Annotated in this window: 16 protein-coding genes and 1 pseudogene; 4 read left to right on the forward strand and 13 right to left on the reverse strand. The window is 64.4% G+C overall.

The window, feature by feature from the left end; genetic code table 11:
- Positions 1-9: 9 nt before the first annotated feature.
- The 5 genes and pseudogenes from ccmE to ccmA all read right to left on the reverse strand — a co-directional run.
- A pseudogene (gene ccmE / locus R9B85_RS04740) lies at positions 10-461 on the reverse strand (cytochrome c maturation protein CcmE); the annotation flags it as partial.
- Positions 458-634, reverse strand: coding sequence for a heme exporter protein CcmD (gene ccmD, locus R9B85_RS04745; RefSeq protein ID WP_003257324.1), 177 nt, complete (start codon positions 632-634; stop codon positions 458-460). The gene ccmD and the pseudogene ccmE, both read right to left, overlap by 4 nt.
- Positions 631-1,398: a heme ABC transporter permease gene (locus R9B85_RS04750; RefSeq protein WP_012273476.1), complete on the reverse strand. Its 768-nt coding sequence runs from the start codon at positions 1,396-1,398 to the stop codon at positions 631-633. Before R9B85_RS04750 ends, ccmD begins: the two co-directional genes overlap by 4 nt.
- Positions 1,399-1,444: 46 nt before the next feature.
- On the reverse strand, positions 1,445-2,122 hold the full coding sequence (gene ccmB / locus R9B85_RS04755) for a heme exporter protein CcmB (protein ID WP_013973563.1): 678 nt from the start codon (positions 2,120-2,122) through the stop codon (positions 1,445-1,447).
- Positions 2,110-2,742, reverse strand: a complete 633-nt coding sequence (ccmA, locus tag R9B85_RS04760) for a cytochrome c biogenesis heme-transporting ATPase CcmA (RefSeq protein ID WP_207878137.1) — start codon at positions 2,740-2,742, stop codon at positions 2,110-2,112. Before ccmA ends, ccmB begins: the two co-directional genes overlap by 13 nt.
- Before the next feature lie 265 nt (positions 2,743-3,007).
- Here ccmA and R9B85_RS04765 point away from each other — a divergent pair, with 265 nt between their 5' ends.
- The 4 genes from R9B85_RS04765 to R9B85_RS04780 all read left to right on the forward strand — a co-directional run bounded on the left by R9B85_RS04765 (position 3,008) and on the right by R9B85_RS04780 (position 10,648).
- On the forward strand, positions 3,008-4,564 hold the full coding sequence (locus R9B85_RS04765; protein ID WP_207878138.1) for a flagellar hook-length control protein FliK: 1,557 nt from the start codon (positions 3,008-3,010) through the stop codon (positions 4,562-4,564).
- Positions 4,561-4,905, forward strand: coding sequence for an EscU/YscU/HrcU family type III secretion system export apparatus switch protein (locus R9B85_RS04770; protein ID WP_112253065.1), 345 nt, complete (start codon positions 4,561-4,563; stop codon positions 4,903-4,905). The genes R9B85_RS04765 and R9B85_RS04770 overlap by 4 nt, the downstream gene beginning before the upstream one ends.
- A gap of 131 nt (positions 4,906-5,036) precedes the next feature.
- Entirely contained in the window at positions 5,037-7,790 is a 2,754-nt protein-coding gene (locus R9B85_RS04775; RefSeq protein ID WP_112253066.1) for a dermonecrotic toxin domain-containing protein, read from the forward strand.
- Complete coding sequence (locus R9B85_RS04780; protein ID WP_112253067.1) at positions 7,787-10,648, forward strand: dermonecrotic toxin domain-containing protein; 2,862 nt, start codon at positions 7,787-7,789, stop codon at positions 10,646-10,648. Before R9B85_RS04775 ends, R9B85_RS04780 begins: the two co-directional genes overlap by 4 nt.
- Positions 10,649-10,704: 56 nt before the next feature.
- Here the strand turns inward: R9B85_RS04780 and R9B85_RS04785 are convergent, their stop codons facing one another.
- The 8 genes from R9B85_RS04785 to R9B85_RS04820 form a co-directional block, all read right to left on the reverse strand.
- Positions 10,705-11,100, reverse strand: a complete 396-nt coding sequence (locus R9B85_RS04785) for a DUF2802 domain-containing protein (protein ID WP_025340064.1) — start codon at positions 11,098-11,100, stop codon at positions 10,705-10,707.
- A gap of 1 nt (position 11,101) precedes the next feature.
- Positions 11,102-11,581 (reverse strand): chemotaxis protein CheW, encoded by a 480-nt coding sequence (locus R9B85_RS04790; protein ID WP_003254393.1) that lies wholly within the window; start codon positions 11,579-11,581, stop codon positions 11,102-11,104.
- A 41-nt stretch (positions 11,582-11,622) separates the two neighbouring features.
- Positions 11,623-12,516, reverse strand: coding sequence for a CheW domain-containing protein (locus R9B85_RS04795; RefSeq protein ID WP_112253069.1), 894 nt, complete (start codon positions 12,514-12,516; stop codon positions 11,623-11,625).
- Positions 12,516-13,304 carry a ParA family protein gene (locus R9B85_RS04800; RefSeq protein WP_207878141.1) on the reverse strand — a complete coding sequence of 263 codons (789 nt, stop codon included), beginning with the start codon at positions 13,302-13,304 and terminating at the stop codon, positions 12,516-12,518. Before R9B85_RS04800 ends, R9B85_RS04795 begins: the two co-directional genes overlap by 1 nt.
- 216 nt (positions 13,305-13,520) lie before the next feature.
- Entirely contained in the window at positions 13,521-14,378 is an 858-nt protein-coding gene (motD, locus tag R9B85_RS04805; protein WP_112253071.1) for a flagellar motor protein MotD, read from the reverse strand.
- 3 nt (positions 14,379-14,381) lie between these two features.
- Positions 14,382-15,122, reverse strand: coding sequence for a flagellar motor protein (locus tag R9B85_RS04810; RefSeq protein WP_025340068.1), 741 nt, complete (start codon positions 15,120-15,122; stop codon positions 14,382-14,384).
- Positions 15,122-16,261 (reverse strand): protein-glutamate methylesterase/protein-glutamine glutaminase, encoded by a 1,140-nt coding sequence (locus R9B85_RS04815; RefSeq protein ID WP_112253072.1) that lies wholly within the window; start codon positions 16,259-16,261, stop codon positions 15,122-15,124. The genes R9B85_RS04810 and R9B85_RS04815 overlap by 1 nt, the downstream gene beginning before the upstream one ends.
- 46 nt (positions 16,262-16,307) lie before the next feature.
- Positions 16,308-18,542 carry a chemotaxis protein CheA gene (locus tag R9B85_RS04820; protein WP_112253073.1) on the reverse strand — a complete coding sequence of 745 codons (2,235 nt, stop codon included), beginning with the start codon at positions 18,540-18,542 and terminating at the stop codon, positions 16,308-16,310.
- Between the last annotated feature and the right edge of the window lies 1 nt (position 18,543).

Genomic DNA, 18,543 nt, shown 5'->3' on the forward strand with positions numbered 1-18,543 from the left:
CGCGTTCATGGCCTTGCCTCCCCGCCAGTGGCGGCCTGGCCGCTTTCCTTCAGGGCCTTGGTGACCTCGGGCGGCATGTACTTCTCGTCATGCTTGGCCAGTACTTCATCGGCCACTACCACGCCGTCGGCGTTGAGCTTGCCGAGGGCGACGATGCCCTGCCCTTCGCGGAACAGGTCGGGGAGGATGCCACGGTAGGTAATCGGCACCGACTTGTTGAAGTCGGTGACCACGAAGCGCACGTCCAGCGAATCGGACGAGCGCTGCACCGAACCTTTTTCGACCATGCCGCCGGCGCGGATGCGGGTGTCCAGCGGCGCTTCGCCGTTGGCGATCTGGGTCGGGGTGTAGAACAGGTTGATGTTTTGCTGCAATGCGCTCAAGGCAAAGCCGACGGCAACCCCGACGCCGACCAGCAGGCCGACGATGAGCAACAGGCGTTTCTTGCGCTGCGGATTCACTGGTTGTTCTCCCGGCGCAAACGACGCGCCTCATCTTGCAGGTAGCGACGGCGGGCCAGCACGGGCGTGGCGACATTCAGCGCCAGCACCGCCAGGCAGATGCCATAGGCCGTCCACACGTACAGGCCATGGTGGCCCATGGCGAGAAAGTCACCGAAGGTGGCGAAACTCATTGTGCGGCCCTCCGCCCCAGGCTGTTCAATACTTCATCCTTGACCCAACTGGCGCGTGCCTCGCGCTTGAGTACTTCAAGGCGCATGCGCAGCAACAGCACAGCGCCAAAGAAGCAGTAGAAGCCCAGCGCCGTGCACAGCAGCGGCAGCCACATTTCTGCGGGCATCGCCGGTTTTTCGGTGAGGGTGAAGGTGGCACCCTGGTGCAGGGTGTTCCACCACTCCACCGAGTACTTGATGATCGGGATGTTCACCACGCCGACAATCGCCAGTACCGCGCAGGCCTTGGCTGCACTGTCACGATTACTGATTGCCTGGCCCAGCGCAATGATGCCGAAGTACAGGAACAGCAAGATGAGCATGGACGTAAGGCGGGCATCCCACACCCACCAGCTACCCCAGGTGGGCTTGCCCCAGATGGCCCCGGTAACCAGCGCCACAGCGGTCATCCAGGCACCGATCGGTGCCGCGCATTGCAGGGCGACGTCGGCCAGTTTCATCTTCCATACCAGCCCCACCACCCCGGCCACTGCCAGCAGCACGTAGCAGGACTGCGCCAGCATCGCCGCCGGTACGTGGATGTAGATGATGCGGAAGCTGTTGCCTTGCTGGTAGTCCTGGGGGGCGAAGGCCAGGCCCCAGGTGATGCCGACCAGCAGCAGGAGCACGGCAGCGCCGGCAAGCCACGGCAGCATGCGGCCGCTGATGGCATAGAACCATTTGGGGGAGCCCAGCTTGTGGAACCACGTCCAGCTTATTTTCATCAGGGTACATCCAGGGTATTGGCCGGGCTTGAAAGCCCGGGACTCGTTATTCGCCGACGCTGATCTTCAGGCCGGCCGCTATCGCAAAGGGTGCCAGGGTCACGGCCAGGGCCGTCAGGCTGGCGAGCCAGAGCAGGTGGCCGGTTGCCGGCATATTCTGCAACGCCGCTTGCAACGCACCACTGCCCAGGATCAATACAGGGATATACAACGGCAGAATCAGCAATGCCAGCAGCAAACCGCCGCGTTTCAGACCGACTGTCAGCGCCGCGCCCACCGCGCCCAAAAGGCTCAGCACGGGCGTACCCAGCAGCAGCGAACCGAGCAGCACCGGCAGGCAATGGCTCGGCAGGCCCAGCATCAGCGCCAGCAGCGGCGCCAACAATACCAGCGCCAGCCCGGAAAAGATCCAGTGCGCCAGCACCTTGGCCAGCACCAGCAGCGCCAACGGGTGCGGCGACAGCACCCACTGTTCCAGCGAGCCATCCTCGAAATCGCTGCGGAACAGGCCATCCAGCGACAACAGCACCGCCAGCAGTGCCGCCACCCAGACCAGGCCTGGCGACAAGGTTTGCAACAATTGGCTTTCCGGGCCGACTGCCAGCGGGAACAGCGCAACCACGATGGCGAAGAACACCAACGGGTTGGCCAGCTCGGCCGGGCGGCGGAACAGCAGGCGCGCTTCGCGGCGCAACAACAGGATGAATACGCTCATGCCGCCCATTGCCCCAGGTTCAGTTCACGGTAACCGGAGGGTTTGCGTTCCAGCGTGTGGTGGGTGGTCAGCACTACCGTGCCGCCCTGCTCGCAGTGGGCCGCCAGGTGCGCCTCGAGCTGCGCCACGCCCTGCTTGTCGAGGGCGGTGAAGGGTTCGTCGAGAATCCACAGCGGCGGGCTGGCCAGGTACAGCCGGGCCAGGGCCACGCGGCGCTGCTGGCCGGCCGAGAGAGTGTGGCAGGGCACGTCTTCGAAACCGCGCAGGCCAACGGCCTCCAGCGCCGCCCAGATCGCCTCGCGGCTGGCCGGCTGGTGCAGGGCGCACAACCAGGTGAGGTTTTCCTCGGCGGTGAGCAGGTCCTTGATGCCAGCGGCATGGCCGATCCACAACAGGATGCTGGCGAGGGCGTGGCGCTGCTCGGCCAGTGGCTTGCCGCCCAGCAGGATCTGCCCGGCGGTCGGCTGCATCAGGCCGGCCAACAGGCGCAGCAGGCTGGTCTTGCCGCTGCCGTTGGGGCCGCTGATCTGCAGCATGTCGCCGGGCCGCAGCTCGAATGCGAGGTGCTCGAACAGCAGGCGCCAGTCGCGCTCGCAGGCCAGGCCCGCGGCTTGGAGGTGAAGGGTCACGGTTTCGCCTTATCTTTGTAGGGCTTCAGAATGGTGTTGTCCGCTTCGCGGGTGAACCCGCTCCCACAGGGTTCTGCGCAGCTTTCAAGCCTTGCGCCGTACCTGTGGGAGCGGGTTCACCCGCGAAGCAGACGACACCGCTCTGAAGCCTTGTGTCTCAAGTCGCCCCCTACGCTGCCGTTATACTGGCAACCACGGGCGGTCGGCATTATTACACGTGCCACCGCGCTGCCAAGAGGGCGGGCTCGACAGGTTGTATACAATCATGACTGAAATCAATAGTCTCGGCACACAAACCACGGTCAGCCCCCAGGCCATCAAGGCGGGCATGACCGGCGAACTGCTGCGCCTGACGCAACCGCAGCCAGGTTTGATGGCGCCCGGCGAGACCGCGCAGGCCGAGGTCATGTCGTTGCGCCAGGTGGGCCAGGACTTCCAGCTGGTGCTGCGGCTGATGCAGGCCAACGGCGCCCAGACCCAGTTGCAGGCCAGCGCCAGCCAGCCCTTGCCCCAAGGCAGCCAGGTCACGGTCAGCCAGCCTGAAAGCAACCGCCTGGCGATCATGCTGCAGCAGGCCAGTGCCAGCCAGATCGCCACACTCACCCGCCTGGATACCAGCAAAGTGCCGGTCGGCACCCTGTTGCAGGGCAAGGTCCTGACCAACCAGGTGCTGGCCCAGGCGCCCGGCCAGCCAGCCGCCTACCGGGCGCTGGTCAGCCTGCTCAACAGTGCCCAGGCCGGTGCTACCCTGAGCGTGGACAGCCCGCGCCCGCTGGCCGTCGGCAGCCTGCTCAGCGCGCTGGTGCAGGGCGACCAGTCACTGCGTTTCGTACCGCTCAGCGGCCGCCAGGACCAGCTCAGCATTGCCCAGCAGTTGCTGACCCAGCAAAACCGCCAGGCTTCGCTGCCCGGCCTGCTCAATGCCCTGCAGCAGGTGGCCCGTGACCCGAGCACCGATGGCGAACTGCGAGCCAGCGCCGAACGCCTGTTGGCCAGCCTGCCGGAAGCCCGGCAACTGGGTGATGCCAAGGCAGTGGCCCAAGCCCTGAACAACAGCGGCGCCTTTCTCGAAGCGAAACTGCTGGGCGGTTTCCCGGCCAGCGTCGCCACCGACCTCAAGGCGCACTTGCTGCGGCTGATCAACGTCGTACCGGCCAGCGTACCCGGGGCGCCCAACCTCTCGCCCGCCGTCCTGGCCGTTACCATGCCGGCGTTGGCCCGCAGCGCGCTGGGGATGCTCGAACGGGTCAGCCCCAAGCCGCAACCGGGCGCATTCCCGCTGCCGTCGCGCCTGCTCAAGGCCATGGAGGACGAAGGCGACCTGCAACAACTGCTGCGCCTGGCCGCCGCTGCCGTATCTCGGCTGCAAAGCCATGCCATGAGCAGCCTGCAACAAACCGGTACCCTGGAAAACGGCAACCTGCAAACCACCTGGCAAACCGAAGTGCCGATCCGTCACGGCCAGGAGTTCATCCCGCTGCAGGTCAAGCTGCAGCGCGAAGAAACGCCACAGCAGCAGGCCGACCGCCAGCAGGAATCAGCCGACCCGCTGCAAGCCCTGTGGCGTATCGAGCTGGCTTTCGACCTATCGCCCCTTGGCCCGGTGCAGGTCCAGGCACAACTGAGTCAAGGCCGCCTGGGTGGCCAGCTTTGGGCGGAACGCGAGGCGACAGCCCGGCTGATCGACAGCCAGCTCGGCAGCTTGCGCGAACGCCTGTTGGCGCGGGGCCTGGATGTGGGTGATCTGGAATGCCATCCTGGTATCCCGCCACAAGGCCCGCGTACGCGGGTAGAACAACGTTGGGTGGATGAGAACGCATGACGCACCAACCTGCACGGCAGGCGATTGCCCTGTTCTACGACGGGCAGCAAGCCCCTACCCTCACCGCCAAGGGCGACGATGCGCTGGCCGAGGCCATCCTGGCTCTGGCCCGCGAGCACGAAGTGCCGATCTACGAAAATGCCGAGCTGGTGCGTCTGCTGGCGCGCCTGGAGCTGGGGGACCAGATACCGGAGGCGCTGTACCTGACCATTGCCGAAATCATCGCCTTTGCCTGGCACCTGCGGGGCAAAGTGCCTGCGGGATTCGATGACGAACCTGCCGCCCCAGGGACAACCCCACCGCTGCTAGGAAGGCTGCTGCCCGGAGGCGAAGGCGCCTGACACCAGCCCTTGCCCTTGCGAGGGTCACGGGGTGATGAGAACGGCCAGGCCCCGCACCGACATATCTACCACCGCTTTTCCGTGCCCCTGCTCCAACCTTGCCGGCTTCATCTCAGCGCAAGGTACCCCCCATGCATTCGACTCGCATCAACGTGATGGGCACGCATTACGTTATAGACCACCTCGGCCATGTGCCTCGCCCCGATCGTGAAGCCAACCGCGCCATCCGCCAATGGCTCGCGCAGCAAGGCCAGGACCTGGACCCGGACCAGCTCGACGTCGTTACCCTCCACTACTGCCCGGACGGTGCAGGTGGCCAGCTGGCCGCGATCAGCCAGCGCACCAGCCTGACCCAGGCACTGCTGGGCAACTGGCAGGGCGAGTCGGCCAGTGACGTGTTCGGCAAGCTGCTGCAAGCACCGTGGGCCGGTGCATTACCCGCAGGCCCGCTACGGTTGGTGGAAACCCTCCCGGCACCCGGCTTCAATCACTACGGGGCCCCCTTCGAGGTATTCAACGGCCTGTTCCGGCGCACTGCCCCGCAACGCTACGACGCTTCCACCCATCTGCCGGTAAGCGCCGAAGCCTTCCAGCAGTTCATCAGCAACCTGGACTTCCAGCAGCCTTTCAAGGCGGCGCTGGATGTGTACTGGCGTGACCATCTGCACAGTCACAGGCTGGCGCTGAAGCTCAACTTCATCGCAGCCTGCAACAGACAGGTCAGCGAGGGCAGCCTCAGCGAGCCTGCACGGCAACTGGTCTGGCAAGCGGCCGGGCTGATGCCACGGCGTAACAGGCTGCGACGCAGCACGTTGAGCATCTACGGCTATGCCGCAACCGACCTGCTGTACCTGAACGACCCCGCCACCGACCTGACAGTGCTGTACGTTCCTGGCAACAGCTCACCGTTGTTGACGTTCAGTAGCGAACGAGAATTGAAGGCCTGGGTCGGCGAACAATGCAAAGACCCGACCAAACGCCAGGCCCTGAAACAGCACTTTCGCCTGGCCGATTGCCCGCAAGGCCTCGATTTCAGCGGCCTGGACACTGCCATGGAGGGGCTGGGCGTCTACCCTGAACGTCACCTGCTGCCGCCCGAACACGGCTATTTCAACGACGACGGCACCTGGCCGCCGCAGACCTATGTCAATTATCGACCTACCAAGTACAACCCAAGAATCAAGGGCGACCTTTTCCAGGCATTGGCCGAGCGCCAGCGTCAGCGCAGCTACGACGATGCCGCGTTTCTGATCACGGCTGACAGCGAAGTCATCAAGGCCAGGTGGCGTGGCTACCTGGCCACTACGCTCAACCTGCTGGCGCCACTGTGCCTGGTGGTACCCGGCCTGGGGCCGCTGCTGGCCATCGGTGGCATCGCCCAGCTTGGCCTGGGGCTCGACCAGGCAATCAACGGCAAGTCACTGCAGCAGCAGCAGGAAGGCATCGGCAACATCACCTGGGGCCTGTTCAACGCCTTGCCCCTGGCGGCAGGCGCTGCCGCAAGGGGCAAGGCACTGTTCGAATTCAAGGTCGAGGGTTTCGCGCCGCCGACGCGGCTGAATGAACAGATCGGCTACCCCCTGAGCCCGCTCTCGCCACCGCGCTTCCCCGAGCCCGAGGGCGCACGCTACTTCCATATCACCGACCCGATAGAGCCACTGGAGGACGCTGACCAGGCAGTTGCCGACGCCGTCATTCGTACGCCCCAGTACGATGGTGAGCCAGACACCCTGGCAGCGAACATCGATGGCTACAACGCCAGGGTGATCTACGACATGGAGCGGGACGTATTCATTCGGGCAGAAGACCTGAACCAGGTCGACCCTGTCGGCTTCGTGGCGGTACCCGGCAGCCGGAACCTGCGCCCCGCGCCGCAAGGGCGCGTGGTGACCCATGCGATGCGCAGTCGTACCCTGCGGGCGCTGGGAGTGGACCTGCCATTGCCGCTACAGGTGCCGGCCAGAGCGCCGGGCAGTTGGCCAATACCCAAGCACATTTCCTGCCTGTGGGTCGGTGACCAGATCATCGGCCCCGAACTGCTGGCCAACTTGGGCCAGAACGCAGCGCGGTTGCAAGGCAGCGAATACAGGATGCGGTTGTTCCTTTCCAGCACTGCCCGGCAGGCCTATGCCGAAAACCTGGAGCTGCTGGCCAGTCATGCCCCGGGTTTGCAGGTGCTGCCCTTGGAAGAGCAGGCCTTCTTCAGGGCTTTCCGCCAAAGCAGGTACTACGCGCAGTACGACGCTGCCCTGGATGGCAACGGCGGCGTTGCCCGCAACTATGCATCGGCATGCGATGTGCTGCGCTACCCGATGCTGCACCACGAAGGTGGCTTGTACATGGATGTCGATGACACCTTGCTCGCGCCAGGCGAATACTCATTGATCATCGACGGCCAACCGGTAGGTGCCGCCGGTGAACCCATCGATCAGGTCGAGTTGAGCACGGACGCCAATGGGCTGCTGCTGGTACCGCCCATGTCCAATGAAAAGATGAGCATGAACAGCCTCTACAACTCCAGCCTTATCGGCAGCCACCCCGGCAACCCTACCCTGGAGGCCATTTCCGAAGAGATGTACGCACGCTACCAGCTCAATCGCGACTTCTACGACAGCAAGCCCAGCCTGGCTGAAGACCCGGGGAGCTTCTATGAGTATGCCAGCCGCCTGAGCTACCTCACCGGCCCTGCCCTGCTCAGCGACGTGGTCGATCGGCAACTGCCGAGCCTGCGCATCCTGCGACAGCTCACCAACCTCTATGGGATGCCGCGCATCAATGCCTACCGGTTCGTCGATCTGCCACGCATGCGCGATTCGGTGCGTACGCTCCTGCCCCTGAACCGCTTCGCCACTGTCGGTGGCAACCATTCCTGGAGCCAAACATGAACCCGCGCCAACCTGTGGTCGGCGCAGCCGGCCAAGACTACGTCAAGGCAATGCTGGGTTCCGTGCCTCGCCCTGACCGCAGTGCCAGTGCAGCCATCCGCGAATGGGCCAGCCAACAGCGGCTGGATGTGGAACCTGACAACACGCTTGCGGTGACCTTGCATTGCAAATTCGTTCCCAAGCGGGGCTGGCTGGCCAAGGTCGTCCAACAAATGAACCTGACCGAAGCGCTGCTTGGCAACTGGCAGCAAAGTGGCTACTCCAAGGTTGCCGAGCAAACCGCGCAGTTGCTGCTAAGAGGCGGGACGGCCACCGTCGACCTGCTAGGTGTACTGCCGGAGCTGTCCCTGCCACACGGTCGAGCGCCCTGGGCCCAGGCCTTCAGCAATGGTCAGGTGACGATCGTCGATGAATTGCCAGGAAGCGGCCTGGACCACGACATCGATGTGCACACCGAATTCCATGGCCTTTTCCGCCAGACCGCACCCATGCGCTACGACGCCAGCACTTATGTGCAGTTCGACGCCACGACCTTCCAGTCCTTCATCTGGCAACTCGACTTCCAGGGTGTATTCAAACGCCAGCTCGATGACTTCTGGGCCCATGCCGCCAGCCAGTACAGCGTCAGCGCGTGCATCGCATTCCTCGCTGCCTGCAACCGGCAGGCATTGCGGGGCAACCTCAGCGAACAGGGACGCAGCCTGGCGTGGCGGGCGGCAGGCGCGGAACGCTGGCACCACGGCGCCAGCCTCAGTGCCAACGGGGTAGAGGCCAGGTTGCTGAACATCAATGGCTACCCATCGAGCGACATCCTCTGCCTGAGCGATACGCGCAGCCGCCTGACCTTGCTGTACATACCGGGCAATGCGGCGCCGTTGCATGAGTTCGCCACCCCGGGCGCCATGCGTGCGTGGCTTGCCAGGCAGTGCCGCGACGCCGACAAACGGGCGGCCCTGCTTGCCCACTTCAGGGCCTGCGATATTCCGGACAGGATTGGCCGGTCGGGGTTGCGTCGGGTACTTCAAGGCATGGGCGATTTCCCGCCCCGCCAGATCATCCTGCCTGCAACCAGCGTGTATCGCCTGGCCAGGGTATGGAACCCGCATACCCTGATCAACTACAAGGCAGACACCTCCAGCCCGAGCATCGAATACAACCTGTTCGAGGCATTGACGGTGGTACAACGTCAACGCAGCCAATCCGACGCCGACTTCCTGATCACGCGCGACAGTGAAGTGACCAAGGCCGCATGGCGCAGCTATTTCTACCTGACCATGAACCTGGCCACACCGTTTCTGCTGGTGGTTCCCGGACTGCTACCCCTGGCTGCCGTGGCCGGGGTGGCCCAATTTACAGTGGGCCTGGACCAGGCGCTGCACGGCAAGGATGTGAACCAACAGCTCGAAGGCGCGGAGCAGGCCGTGTTCGGCCTGCTGAACGCAGCCCCGGGGCTGGCGCGCGGGGTCAAGGCGAGCAAGGCGCTGTTCGGCCAACGCCCCATTGGCTTCATCAAACCGGTGAGGCTCAATGGCCGCATAGGCTACCCGCTGAGCCCGGTCTCGCCGCCACGCTGGCCCGGGCCTGCGATGACACCCTATTTCCAGGACCTGGCAGTAGCGGGCGATCAGGTAGCCGCCAGCTGGTCCGGCGCCGATTCACACATTGCCCGCTGCGTAACACGGCGCAGGGCATTCGGCACAGGTGACGAACTGATCGGCGATGTGGGCAATGGCCCGCACCCGCTCTACTACGACGCCCGACGGGACAGCTTCGTGCTCAAGTACCCCAACGGCACACGCGGCGCCCAGCACTATGTGGCCAGCGCCGATCCGCTGCAGCCGATCGGCCGGCTGCTGCCCGATACGGACCCATTGCGGGAAATCAGCCCGGCATCGCGCTCGCGCACGCTGCGGGCACTGGGTATCGATCTGCAGCTGCCCGTCGACCTCGATGCCCTGGGGACTGCACCAGGCATACCCGTCCCCAGGCAGGTATTTCACATCTGGCTGGGTGACAGGACGATCGCCGGTGATTACCTGGCTGCGCTCGACAACAACGTGCAGGCACTGCGCAACAGCGATTTCACGCTCAAGCTCTACCTCTCCAACGCCAACCCTCGGGCATTCGAACGCAACATGACCCTGCTGCAGGCCCGCATCGACGAGGGGTTGAAGGTTGCAGTGCTGGAGCACCAGACCTTCTATCATCAATTCGCGGCAAGTGAATACTTCGGCCAGTACCAAGCTGCGCTGGAAGGGAATGGCGGTGTGGCGAGCAACTTCTCCTCGGCCTCCGACATCTTGCGCTACCGCGTCCTGCACAGCGAAGGGGGCATCTACCTGGATATCGACGACCATCTGCTGGTCGAGCCGGACGCAACCGGGCAGCTGCGGGCAAAGATCGACAGCGTACCGCTCACCACGCCCCTCGACGGGCTGCTGTTGAGGAGCCCGGTGTGCAATGCGCAATTGGGAATGTATACCAGCTACAACACCAGCATGATTGGTAGCCGCGCTGGCAATCCGGTGCTGAACGCCATTTCCGACGAGATCCTGGCCCGCTACCGCACCCCGGAGGGCCAGGCGTTCTACGAGGCCCCCAAACCGCCGCGACAGCATGCGGCGGCATTCCAGTCCTATACCGAAAGGCTCAACACGCTGACCGGGCCTGCGGTGCTCAACCATGTGATCGACCAACGTCTACCTGAGCTCTACACCTTCAGGCAGGTGGCGGACCTGGCAAACATGCACACCCTGAACTACGACGCGCTGCTGGATGAAGCAGCACAACGGCGTGCAGAGCTGCGGTTGCTACCCCTGGAAGAGGTAGCAATGGCGGGGAACGCACAGGGTTACTGACGGCCGGACGGGCTTGCGCGGCCACTGTATCAGGGGCCGCGCAATGCTCATGGCAATCAGTTGCTGCGATGCAGCTTGCTCATCAGCTCTGCCTCGGCCTGGGTCAGGCCGCAGCTTTCGGTCAGCTCGGCCACGCTGGCGCCCATGCCCACCAGCTTGGCCGCCTGGGTGAAGGTGACGTTGTGCGGGTCGCGCTGCTCCAGCTGCTGGATCTTGTCTGGCAGCGGGGCAACCGCCACGCGCAGATCGTGCAGCGCCTCGCCCATGCGCACGGTACCGTTCTGGTAGTCGTCCAGGCGCTTGGCGAGGTCCTTGATGCGCTGGTCACGCAGGGCATCACCCTCGGCCTGTTGCGCGGCCAGCTCGCGCTGGCGCTTGCTGTAGTTGAGGAAGAACCACAGGCTCAGCGCCCAGACCAGCGCCAGGAAGATGACAGCAACCTGTAGGATCAACTCAGATGTTCTCCAGCTCGGACCACTCTTCCTCGGTCATCATCTTGTCCAGCTCGACCAGGATCAGCAGTTCGCCATTCTTGTTGCACACGCCCTGGATGAACTTGGCCGATTCTTCGTTACCCACGTTCGGCGCGGTCTCGATCTCGGACTGGCGCAGGTACACCACCTCGGCCACGCTGTCGACGAGGATGCCGACCACTTGCTTGTCGGCCTCGATGATGACGATACGGGTGTTGTCGGTGACTTCGGTCGGCATCAGGCCAAAGCGCTGGCGGGTGTCGATCACGGTCACCACGTTACCGCGCAGGTTGATGATGCCCAGCACGTAGCTTGGCGCACCCGGCACCGGGGCGATCTCGGTGTAGCGCAACACTTCCTGCACCTGCATCACATTGATGCCGTAGGACTCATTGTCCAGACGGAAGGTAACCCACTGCAGGATCGGATCTTCGGAACCTTGTGCAGACGACTTTTTCATTCCCCTACCCTCAAAATCCGCCATCGGCGGTGTGTTCGGTGTCATTTCTGTTTGGCGTGCATCTGCTTGACCGCGCCACTGGCGATCAGCTCGGCCAGTGCTGCGACGTCGAGCAGTGCACACATGTGTTCAATCACCGTGCCGGCCAGCCACGGGCGCTGGCCACGCTGGCTGCGCCACTTGATCTCGGACGGGTCCAGGCGCAGCGAGCGGCTGACCTGGTGCACGGCCAGCCCCCATTCGTAGCCCTGCACGGAAATCACGTATTGCAGGCCCTGGCGAAAATCATCGCGGTAGCGGTCTGGCATCACCCAACGCGCGGTGTCCAGCACCTTCAGGTTGCCGGCCTGGCAGGTCAGGATGCCGAGGAACCAGTCGGGCTGGCCGAACAGCGGTGTCAGTTCCTGGCCGGCCAGGGTATAGATAGAGCCCAGGCACACCAGTGGCACCGCCAGGGTCAGGCCGGCCACATCGAACAGTAGGCATTCGAACGGCTCGGCGGCCCAGGCCGGGCGGCCATCGACCGTGGCCGGGGGCACAGGCGCTTGCGGCCCCGGCAGGTGCACATCCACCAGCGGCACTGCCGGTTCCACGGTTTGTTCTTCGACCAGCACCGGAATGCTGGCCTCGGCCACCACTTCGCGCTCTACCACCGTCACCACCGGCGCTTCTACCGGCATCACGCGGGGCAGCACCGCCAGCCTGGGCTCGGCGAACGGCCGTGGTGCGGGGCTGACGGTTGCTTCGACCGATGCCGGCCTGGCTTGCTGCAAGGCATCACGCGCCTGCTCTTCGCGCACCGCTTCGGCGAACTCATCCGCCGCTGCCGGCGCCTCGAACAGGTCTTCGGCTTCGGTGGCCTCCTGCAACAGGCCATCAAGGTACGACTGCAGGGCCATCTGTGGCCGGTTGCTGGTTTGCCGGGTCTGGGTCATCAGGCCACCTGCGCCGCAGTCTTGTAGGTCAGCAGGTGCTTGAGCAGCGCGCGATAGGCAATCAGCCCGCGGCTCTTGCTGTCGAATTGCGAGGGCGTGACGCCCTTGCGGCTGGCATCACGCAGGCGCGTATCCACCGGGATGTAGCCCTGCCACACCTGCTGGTCGTAGGTGTCACGCAGCAGCTTGAGGGTGGCCAGCGAGGCCTGGGTGCGGCGGTCGAACAGGGTCGGCACGATCTGATAGGGCAGCGCCTGCTTGCGCGAGCGGTTGACCATGGCCAGGGTACCGACCATGCGCTCCAGGCCCTTGACTGCGAGAAATTCGGTTTGCACCGGGATCACCAGCTGCTGGCTGGCCGCCAGGGCATTGACCATCAGCACGCCGAGCAAGGGTGGGCTGTCGATCAGGGCATAGTCGAAATCCTGCCACAGCTGCGCCAGACTCTTGGCGATCACCAGGCCCAGGCCGTTCTGCCCCGGTGACTGACGCTCCAGCACCGCCAGTGCGGTACTCGATGGCAGCAGCGAGATGCGTTCGTCGCTGGTAGGCAGCAGCAGTTGCCCGGGCAGGCCCTCGGGTACCACGCCCTTGTGCAGGAACAGGTCGTAGCAGCTGTGCTCCAGGGCATCGGGGTTATGCCCGAAATAGCTGGTCATCGAGCCGTGCGGGTCGAGGTCGACAACGACCACGCGCTTGCCGGCCTCGGCCAGCAGGCCGGCCAGAGCGATGGTAGTGGTGGTCTTGCCGACGCCACCTTTTTGATTGGCTACTGCCCAGACTCTCATCAAGCAAACTCTATCTATTGATTTGGCAGGGACACTGCGGGGGCAACTGTCTTGCTCAACATCGGAAAGCTGGCGCGATCAGTGTAGGAGCGGGTTTACCCGCGAACACCGGCGCAGCCGGTGCCATGCACCGTGTCACCTTCTTCGCGGGTGAACCCGCTCCCACAGAGGACCGCGCTACATTCAACTACTTGGCAGCGTCGGGGAATTGACGAATCACTGCCCCGCCACCGTTGCTGGCGTTGCCGGTGCACTTTGTGTGCCAGCCCGGCGCAATGCGGCATCCGGCGTGGCATTGGCGCTGCCTGAGCCAGTCAGGCTGCGGCGTACTTCGAGGTTGCGCGAAATCACCAGCACCACGCGGCGATTGCGCGCACGGCCTTCGGCAGTGTCGTTGCTCGCCACCGGTTGGTATTCGCCGTAGCCGACCGAAGCCATGCGTGCCGGGTTGACCCCTTCCATCGCCAGCAGGCGCACGATGCTTGCCGCCCGCGCCGAAGACAGCTCCCAGTTGGTCGGGTACTGTGCCGTGCGGATCGGCAGGTTGTCGGTAAAGCCTTCGACGTGCACCGGGTTGGCGAACGGTTTGAGAATGCCGGCCACCTTCTCGATGATCGCAAATGCCTGGTCGCTGGGCATGGCATCGCCGCTGCCGAACAGCAACGAGGAGTTGAGCTCGATCTCGATCCACAGCTCATTGCCGCGCACAGTCATCTGGTCGCTTTTGATCAGGTCGCCGAAGGCATCGCGCACGTCGTCGCTGATGGTTTTCAGCGGGTCGATACTGGTCGCCCCCAGGCCTGCATCAGTCTGCTCGCTGTCCTTCACCAACGGCTCGGCCGGGCGCACGCTCAGCGGCCGCTCTTCACCGATGGGGATAGGCTTCATGCTGCGCTCGGGGTCGTTGAATACCCCGAGCAAGGCCTGGGAAATGACCTTGTACTTGCCCTCGTTGATCGAGGAAATCGAGTACATCACCACGAAAAAGGCGAACAGCAAGGTGATGAAGTCAGCGTACGACACCAGCCAGCGTTCGTGGTTTTCATGTTCCTCGGTATGACGACGGCGACGCATGGGTTACTCCATGAAGCCTTGCAGCTTCAGCTCGATCGAGCGCGGGTTCTCACCCTCGGCAATCGACAGCAGGCCCTCAAGCAGCATCTCGCGGTAGCGCGACTGGCGCATGACGATGGCCTTGAGCTTGTTGGCGACCGGCAGCAGCACCAGGTTGGCACTGGCTACGCCGTAGATGGTCGCGACGAAGGCCACGGCAATGCCATTGCCCAGCTGCGAGGGGTCGGCCAGGTTGCCCATCACGTGGATCAGGCCCATCACCGCACCGATGATGCCGATGGTCGGCGCGTAGCCGCCCATGCTCTCGAACACCTTGGCAGCCTGGATGTCACGGCTTTCCTGGGTCAGGAAATCGACTTCGAGGATGCTGCGGATGGCCTCCGGCTCGGCACCATCCACCAGCAGCTGCAGGCCCTTGCGCGCATAAGGGTCAGGCTCGCTGTCGGCCACCCCTTCCAGGCCCAGCAGGCCTTCCTTGCGCGCGGTCAGGCTCCAGTTGACGACGCGGTCGATCCCGCCCGCCAGGTCGACCCGTGGCGGAAACAGGATCCAGCGCAGAATCTGCAAGGCGCGCTTGAACGACGACAGTGGCGACTGCAGCAAGGCCGCCGCCAGTGTGCCGCCCAGCACGATCAGCGCCGCCGGGCCATTGATCAGGGCGCCGACATGGCCGCCTTCGAGGAAGTTGCCACCGACGATGGCGACAAAGGCGAGGATCAGGCCGATCAGGCTGAGCACGTCCATCAGACGCACGCCTCCACCAGGTGCTTGCCGATCTCGTCCAGGCTGTACACTGCGTCGGCCAGGTTGGCCTTGACGATGGCCATGGGCATGCCATAGATCACGCAGCTGGCTTCATCCTGCGCCCACACCGTGCTGCCGCCCTGCTTGAGCAGGCGCGCACCTTCACGGCCATCGGCGCCCATGCCGGTAAGCACCACCGACAGCACCTTGTCGCCATACGACTTGGCCGCCGAGCCGAAGGTGATGTCCACGCATGGCTTGTAGTTCAGGCGCTCGTCACCAGGCAGGATCTTCACCGTGCCACGGCCATCGATCATCATCTGCTTGCCACCTGGGGCCAACAGGGCCAGGCCCGGGCGCAGCATGTCGCCGTCCTCGGCTTCCTTGACGCTGATGCGGCACAGCTTGTCCAGGCGTTCGGCAAAGGCCTTGGTGAACGCTGCCGGCATGTGCTGGATCAGCACGATCGGCGCCGGGAAGTTGGCCGGCAGCTGGGTCAGCACCCGCTGCAGGGCGACCGGGCCGCCCGTGGAGGTGCCGATGGCCACCAGCTTGTATGGCTTGCGCTTGGGTGCCGGCGAGTGCGCTGGCGCCACGGCCGGGGCCGCTGCACGGGCAGGCGCAGGCGTGCGCGCCGCTGCCGGGCTGGCGAAGCTGCTGGCAGCTGCGTGACCGGCGCCTGCTGGCGCGGGTGCAGGTGCGGCAACCGGCGCATGGCTGGCGTAGCTGCCAAAACGGCGATTGCTGCGGGAAATGGTATGCACCTTCTCGCACAGCAGCTGCTTGACCTTGTCGGGGTTTCGCGAAATGTCCTCGAAGTTCTTCGGCAGGTAATCCACCGCACCGGCATCCAGCGCATCGAGGGTGACACGGGCGCCCTCGTGGGTCAGCGACGAGAACATCAACACCGGCGTCGGGCAGCGCTGCATGATGTGCCGCACCGCGGTGATGCCGTCCATCATGGGCATTTCGTAGTCCATGGTGATGACATCGGGCTTCAATGCCAGCGCCTGGTCGATTGCTTCCTTGCCGTTGGTCGCGGTACCTACTACCTGGATCGTCGGGTCCGCCGAGAGGATTTCCGAGACGCGGCGGCGGAAGAAACCGGAATCATCCACCACCAGGACCTTGACTGCCATAAACACTCCATTAGGCGGCGCAACCCGCCAGGGTGCGCCACCGAAATCAAATACGCCGCGCGGCGTAACGCTTGAGCATGCTCGGGACGTCGAGAATCAACGCAATGCGACCGTCGCCAGTGATGGTGGCCCCGGACATGCCCGGTGTGCCCTGCAGCATCTTGCCCAGCGGCTTGATTACCACTTCTTCCTGGCCAACCAGTTGATCGACGACAAAGCCGATGCGCTGGGTGCCAACCGACAGGATCACCACGTGGCCCTCGTGCTGCTCTTCGTGCACCTGGCCCTGGACCAGCCAGCGCTTGAGGTAGAACAGCGGCAGCGCCTTGTCGCGCACGATCACCACTTCCTGGCCGTCGACCACGTTTGTGCGCGACAGGTCGAGGTGGAAGATCTCGTTGACGTTGACCAGCGGGAAGGCGAACGCCTGGTTGCCCAGCATCACCATCAGGGTGGGCATGATCGCCAGGGTCAGCGGCACCTTGATGACGATCTTCGAGCCCTGGCCCTTGGCCGAGAAGATATTGATCGAGCCATTGAGCTGGGAGATCTTGGTCTTCACCACGTCCATGCCCACACCGCGGCCGGACACGTCGGAAATCTCGGTCTTGGTCGAGAAGCCGGGGGCGAAGATCAGGTTGTAGCAGTCCGACTCGCTCAGGCGCTCGGCAGCGTCCTTGTCCATCAGGCCCTTTTCCACGGCCTTGGCGCGCAGGATGTTGGGGTCCATGCCCTTGCCGTCATCAGAGATCGACAGCAGGATGTGGTCGCCTTCCTGCTCGGCAGACAGCACCACGCGGCCGGTGCGCGCCTTGCCGGCGGCTTCACGCTCCTCGGGCATTTCCACGCCATGGTCGACTGCGTTGCGCACCAGGTGCACCAATGGGTCGGCCAGGGCTTCGACCAGGTTCTTGTCGAGGTCGGTCTCTTCGCCGACCAGCTCCAGGTTGATTTCTTTCTTGAGCTGGCGGGCCAGGTCGCGCACCAGGCGCGGGAAGCGGCCGAAGACTTTCTTGATCGGCTGCATGCGGGTTTTCATCACCGCGGTCTGCAGGTCTGCGGTGACCACGTCGAGGTTGGACACGGCCTTGGACATGGCCTCGTCGCCACTGTTCAGGCCCAGGCGCACCAGGCGGTTACGCACCAGTACCAGCTCGCCGACCATGTTCATGATCTCGTCCAGGCGCGCGGTATCGACCCGCACGGTGGTCTCCGCTTCGCTGGCGCCATGCTTTTCAGCGGTCGGGGCCGGGGCGCGGGGTGCTGCGGCAGGTTTGCTGGCAGGGGCCGGTGCCGGCGCCGGAGCAGCTGCTGGCTTGGCCACGGGCTGGCTGTCGGCCTTGGCCGCGACCGGCGCTTGCACCTTGGCTGCAGCCGGGGCTTCGACGGCGGCAACGTCGCCACCGAACTTGCCCTTGCCGTGCAACTGATCCAGCAGCGCCTCGAACTCGTGCTCGCTGATTTCGTCGCCGGCTGCGCTGCTATCGGTTGCGGCAGGCGTCGGCGCCTTGGCGCCGGGCAAGGCATCGGCCTGGAAGGTACCCTTGCCATGCAACTGGTCCAGCAGCGATTCGAATTCGGCGTCGGTAATTTCGTCGCTGGCCGCTTCCGGCGCACTGGCAACCGGCTGCGCGGCAACCTCGGCGCTGAACTGGCCTTTGCCGTGCAACTGGTCGAGCAGCGACTCGAACTCGGCGTCGGTGATTTCGTCACCTTCAGCGCTGACGGTCTCGCCCTGCATCTGCTCGTCGACCGCAGCTTGTGCCTTGACCGCATCGAGCGAATCGAGCAGCTGTTCGAACTCGCTGTCGGTGATGTCCTGCTCCTCGGCCGGAGCTTCGGCAACCGGCACCGGTGCCGCAGGGGCCGGCGCGGCAACGGCTTCGGCGCCCCCCGGCTCGGCCAGGCGCGACAGTGCCGCCAGCAGCTCGGGAGTAGCCGGGGTCACTTCGCTGCGCTCACGCACCTGGCCAAACATGCTGTTGACCGTATCCAGTGCCTCGAGCACCACATCCATCAGTTCCGCGTCGACCCGGCGCTCACCTTTGCGCAGGATGTCGAACACGTTCTCGGCGATATGGCAGCACTCCACCAGCTCGTTCAGCTGAAGGAAGCCGGCGCCCCCTTTTACAGTGTGGAAACCGCGAAAGATCGCATTGAGCAGGTCGGCATCGTCGGGCCGGCTTTCCAGCTCGACCAGTTGCTCGGACAGTTGCTCAAGAATTTCGCCGGCTTCTACCAGGAAATCCTGGAGGATTTCTTCATCGGCGCCGAAGCTCATC

The organism is Pseudomonas sp. NLJ1, assembly GCF_049486705.1.
Lineage (GTDB): Bacteria > Pseudomonadota > Gammaproteobacteria > Pseudomonadales > Pseudomonadaceae > Aquipseudomonas > Aquipseudomonas inefficax.

Bases quoted from the DNA above. Each gene is read 5' to 3' on its own strand.
- R9B85_RS04790 (WP_003254393.1), bottom strand. From the start codon at position 11,581: ATGAAAAAGTCGTCTGCACAAGGTTCCGAAGATCCGATCCTGCAGTGG.
- R9B85_RS04770 (WP_112253065.1), top strand. From the start codon at position 4,561: ATGACGCACCAACCTGCACGGCAGGCGATTGCCCTGTTCTACGACGGG.
- R9B85_RS04765 (WP_207878138.1), top strand. From the start codon at position 3,008: ATGACTGAAATCAATAGTCTCGGCACACAAACCACGGTCAGCCCCCAG.
- R9B85_RS04810 (WP_025340068.1), bottom strand. From the start codon at position 15,122: ATGGACGTGCTCAGCCTGATCGGCCTGATCCTCGCCTTTGTCGCCATC.
- R9B85_RS04750 (WP_012273476.1), bottom strand. From the start codon at position 1,398: ATGAAAATAAGCTGGACGTGGTTCCACAAGCTGGGCTCCCCCAAATGG.
- R9B85_RS04820 (WP_112253073.1), bottom strand. From the start codon at position 18,542: ATGAGCTTCGGCGCCGATGAAGAAATCCTCCAGGATTTCCTGGTAGAA.
- ccmB (WP_013973563.1), bottom strand. From the start codon at position 2,122: ATGGGCGGCATGAGCGTATTCATCCTGTTGTTGCGCCGCGAAGCGCGC.
- R9B85_RS04795 (WP_112253069.1), bottom strand. From the start codon at position 12,516: ATGACCCAGACCCGGCAAACCAGCAACCGGCCACAGATGGCCCTGCAG.
- R9B85_RS04780 (WP_112253067.1), top strand. From the start codon at position 7,787: ATGAACCCGCGCCAACCTGTGGTCGGCGCAGCCGGCCAAGACTACGTC.
- R9B85_RS04800 (WP_207878141.1), bottom strand. From the start codon at position 13,304: ATGAGAGTCTGGGCAGTAGCCAATCAAAAAGGTGGCGTCGGCAAGACC.
- R9B85_RS04815 (WP_112253072.1), bottom strand. From the start codon at position 16,261: ATGGCAGTCAAGGTCCTGGTGGTGGATGATTCCGGTTTCTTCCGCCGC.
- ccmD (WP_003257324.1), bottom strand. From the start codon at position 634: ATGAGTTTCGCCACCTTCGGTGACTTTCTCGCCATGGGCCACCATGGC.
- motD (WP_112253071.1), bottom strand. From the start codon at position 14,378: ATGCGTCGCCGTCGTCATACCGAGGAACATGAAAACCACGAACGCTGG.
- R9B85_RS04775 (WP_112253066.1), top strand. From the start codon at position 5,037: ATGCATTCGACTCGCATCAACGTGATGGGCACGCATTACGTTATAGAC.